The organism is Streptomyces sp. NPDC127092 (genome assembly GCF_042722475.1).
Lineage (GTDB): Bacteria > Actinomycetota > Actinomycetes > Streptomycetales > Streptomycetaceae > Streptomyces.
The window spans coordinates 840-1239 of the sequence record NZ_JBHXFE010000124.1 but is presented as its reverse complement, the minus strand read 5'-3'; the positions used below and the strand labels follow the sequence as shown (position 1 = coordinate 1239).

Here is a 400-nt window from a genome sequence, read left to right as displayed (position 1 = left end):
CGCTGAACCTGCACACGTTCCACGTGCTCCAGACGGCCTACGGCCGCCGCCGGGACCTGGACGCCTCCGTGGGGGCGCGCGGCCTGCACGGCGAGGGCTACCGCGGCCACATCTTCTGGGACGAGATCTACGTCTACCCCATGCTCACGCTGCGCCGCCCCGAGATCACCCGCGGCCTGCTGATGTACCGCTACCGGCGTCTCAACGAGGCCCGCGCCAACGCCCAGGCCGCGGGCTGGGCCGGCGCCATGTACCCGTGGCAGTCCGGCGCGGACGGCTCCGAGGAGACGCCCACCGAGCTGTGGAACCCGCGCTCGCGCATGTGGATGCCGGACAACTCCCACAACCAGCGGCACGTCTCCCTGGACATCGCCTACTCGGTGCTGCGGTACATCGAGAT

At 70.8% G+C, this 400-nt stretch carries 1 pseudogene; it reads left to right on the top strand.

The annotated features are described in order from the left end of the window. A pseudogene (locus tag ACFWJO_RS37800) lies at positions 1-400 on the top strand (glycoside hydrolase family 65 protein); the annotation flags it as partial.